The organism is Nocardia alni (assembly GCF_019038435.1).
In the GTDB taxonomy this organism is placed as follows: domain Bacteria; phylum Actinomycetota; class Actinomycetes; order Mycobacteriales; family Mycobacteriaceae; genus Nocardia; species Nocardia alni.
On record NZ_JAGPOX010000283.1, the window covers coordinates 1 to 3310 of the forward strand.

2 protein-coding genes and 1 pseudogene are annotated in these 3310 nt (G+C 67.9%); 1 reads left to right on the forward strand and 2 read right to left on the reverse strand.

Features of this window, described 5'->3' with window-relative positions:
* A pseudogene (locus tag JZ791_RS43740) lies at positions 1 to 216 on the reverse strand (phosphoribosyltransferase); the annotation flags it as partial.
* 138 nt (positions 217 to 354) lie between these two features.
* The gene (locus JZ791_RS43745) at positions 355 to 1254 is read right to left on the reverse strand and encodes a carbon-nitrogen hydrolase family protein (RefSeq protein WP_216903822.1); all 900 of its coding nucleotides are present in this window, start codon (positions 1252 to 1254) and stop codon (positions 355 to 357) included.
* A gap of 61 nt (positions 1255 to 1315) precedes the next feature.
* Here JZ791_RS43745 and JZ791_RS43750 point away from each other — a divergent pair, with 61 nt between their 5' ends.
* A complete protein-coding gene (locus JZ791_RS43750) occupies positions 1316 to 3103 on the forward strand; it encodes a DEAD/DEAH box helicase (protein ID WP_216903825.1) in 1788 nt (595 codons plus the stop codon).
* The last annotated feature ends 207 nt before the right edge of the window (positions 3104 to 3310 follow it).

A 3310-nucleotide genomic window follows, 5' to 3' on the forward strand; every position in this document is an offset into this window, starting at 1 on the left:
CTCCCCGATAGCCCCCATCGCCAACTCCGGCTGCCACGGCACCCCCAACTTGCGCACAAGCAGAATATCGACCTCACCACCGATCACCGCACACACACCGACCGCAACCGGCACCCCGCCCCGGGGCAGGCCCAGCACCAGCGGATTCGACGCTCGCAGGTGTAGCAGCGATCCGCCGAGTGCGCGACCGGCTGCGATCCGATCGGGATAGATCATGACCCTGTTCAGTCTAGTGCTCGACCTGGTTCGCGGCGGGTTCTGCGGCGCATCGACGCCATGTCGTAAACCCGTGCCGGATCGAGCGATGGGTACCTCGGCCGGGTGAGGTGCGACGGGTGCTGGAGCGTTGCGGCGTCAGGCGTCCGCGATCGTGAAACGTCGGAGGGCGAGGCTCGGATTGGCGGCTCGGACCTTGTCCAAGTGATCCAGTTCGATCCGGGCGGTGGCGATGCCTGTTCCGTCGCCCAGTTCGGCCAGCACCATGCCCGTCGGGTCCACGATCATGGACGCGCCCGCTCCTCGGGGTGCGGACTGGTCGGCGGCCGCGACGTAGACGGTGTTCTCGATGGCTCGGGCTCGCAGCAGCGTTGTCCACTGGTCGACCTTGGCCGGGCCGGGAATCCACTGGGCGGGTACCAGCAGGACCTGGGCGCCGGCCGCGGCCACTCGGCGGAAGCCCTCCGGGAAGCGGAGGTCGAAACAGGTTTGCAGGCCGAAGACGACGCCGTCGGCGGTGAAGGTGACCGGGTCGGTGATCGGGCCGGGCAGCACCACATCCGATTCGAGGAAGCCGAACGCGTCGTAGAGGTGCACCTTGCGGTAGACGGCCGCGAATTCGGCGTCGGGTGCGGCGACGACGAGCGTGTTGTGGATGCGCTCGGGATCCTGCGTGCTCTCGGCCACGCCCGCCACCACGTGCACCCCGAACTCGGCCGCCAGCCCGCGCAGACCGGTGACGTAGGGGCCGGTGAGCGGTTCGGCGGCGGCCACCGCCCGATGGTCCAAGCGGGTCACCGCGAACATCGAATACTCCGGCGCGATCACCACGCGCGCACCGTGTTCGGCCGCGTCACGCACATGCTCGCGCAGCATCGCCAGGTTGGCGTCCTTGTCGGTGTAGGGGTCGAATTGGACGACCGCGATATCGAGGGCGCGCGCGGTGGCCGAGGTCGGCTCCGACGGCGATGCGGACACACCGGACGTGCTGGTCCGCCCCTCGGAGGATCGATCGGCGGCGGGCTGCTGCGATTGCATACCTGTCACCGTATTGGCCCGATGCTGGCGGCGGCCACCGTTGACAGTAAACTGCTGGTCAATGAATACCTCGGAGGTCGACGTGTCCCAAGCCGACGAGAGGGACGCTGACGACCCGTCCTTCGCCGATCTCGGCATCGATGACCGCATCCTGCGGGCCATCGCCGATGTCGGCTACGAGTCGCCCTCGCCCATCCAGGCCGCGACGATTCCGCCGCTGATCGCGGGGTCCGACGTCGTCGGCCTCGCGCAGACCGGTACCGGCAAGACGGCCGCGTTCGCGATCCCGATCCTGATGGGTCTGGCTACGAACGAGGGCCGCCCGGCCAAGGCGCCGCGCGCGCTGGTGCTGGCGCCGACCCGTGAGCTGGCGATCCAGGTGGCCGAGGCGTTCGGCCGGTATTCCGCGCATCTGCCCGGCGTGCACGTGCTGCCGATCTACGGCGGCCAGAATTATGCGGTGCAGCTGTCCGGGCTGCGGCGCGGGGCGCAGGTCGTGGTCGGTACGCCGGGCCGGGTCATCGACCATCTCGAGCGCGGCACGCTGGATCTGACCCAGCTGGAATACCTCGTGCTCGACGAGGCCGACGAGATGCTGAAGATGGGCTTCCAGGAGGACGTCGAGCGCATCCTGCGCGATACGCCCGCCGAGAAGCAGGTCGCGCTGTTCTCCGCGACGATGCCGACGGTCATCCGCAAGATCTCCAAGCAGTATCTGCACGATCCGGTCGAGATCACGGTCAAGGCGAAGACCGCCACCGCCACCAACATCGGCCAGCGCTGGGTGTCGGTGTCCTATCAGCGCAAGATGGACGCCCTCACGCGCATCCTCGAGGTCGAATCCTTCGAGGCGATGATCATCTTCGTGCGCACCAAGCAGGCCACCGAGGAGGTCGCCGAGAAGCTGCGCGCACGCGGTTACGCGGCGGCGGCGATCAACGGCGATATCGCGCAGAACCAGCGCGAGCGCACCATCGGCCAGCTCAAGTCCGGCGCGGTGGACATCCTGGTCGCCACCGACGTCGCCGCGCGCGGGCTGGATGTGGACCGCATCTCGCACGTGCTGAACTACGACATCCCGCACGACACCGAGTCCTATGTGCACCGCATCGGCCGCACGGGCCGCGCGGGCCGCACCGGTGAGGCGCTGCTGTTCGTCGCCCCGCGCGAGCGCCGCCTGCTGGACGCGATCGAGCGCGCCACCCGCCAGCCGCTGACCGAGATGCAGTTGCCGACCGTGGAGGATGTGAACGCGCAGCGTGTGGTGAAGTTCCACGACGCGATCACCGAGAATCTGTCCTCGGACAATCTGGCGCTGTTCCGCAAGCTGATCGAGGATTACGAGGCCGAGCACAACATCCCGCTGGTCGATATCGCCGCCGCGCTGGCCGTGGGCTCCAACGACGGCGAGAACTTCTTCATGGAACCCGAGCCGGAGCCGGAAAAGCAACGGCGCGAACGCACTCCGCGTAAGTTCGATGATCGTCCCGACCGCTTCGACGACCACGGCGAGAGTAAACACCGCGCCACCGGCGCCGATATGGCCATCTACCGCATCTCGGTCGGCAAACGTCACCGCGTCGTTCCCGGCGCGATCGTCGGCGCCATCGCCAACGAGGGTGGCCTGCGCCGCAGCGATTTCGGCCACATCAGCATCCGCCCCGACCACAGCCTGGTGGAACTCCCCGCCGACCTGCCCCAGGAAACCCTGGAAGCATTGCGCCGCACCAGAATCAGCGGCCAACTGATCCAACTCCAGTTGGACCAGGGCGCGCCCGGCCACCGCCCCATCAGCCGCGGCCCCCGCCGCGAGCCTAAGCGCTTCGACCGCCGCAAGCCCCGCGCCTAGGTTCGTACGCCTACCTGGCAAATCACGCTCTGATCGACCCTCGGCAGTCGTCCACCGGACGAGTGTCGCCGGTCGACCGGCAGCGGTATCGAACGAATTGCTCGGTCGTTACCCTGATCTCGGGCGTGGAAATGAAAACGCACCCCACGTATGGGGTGCGTTTCTGACGAGACGTGTTCGCTCAGCCGCCGACGTGGGGGAGCGGGG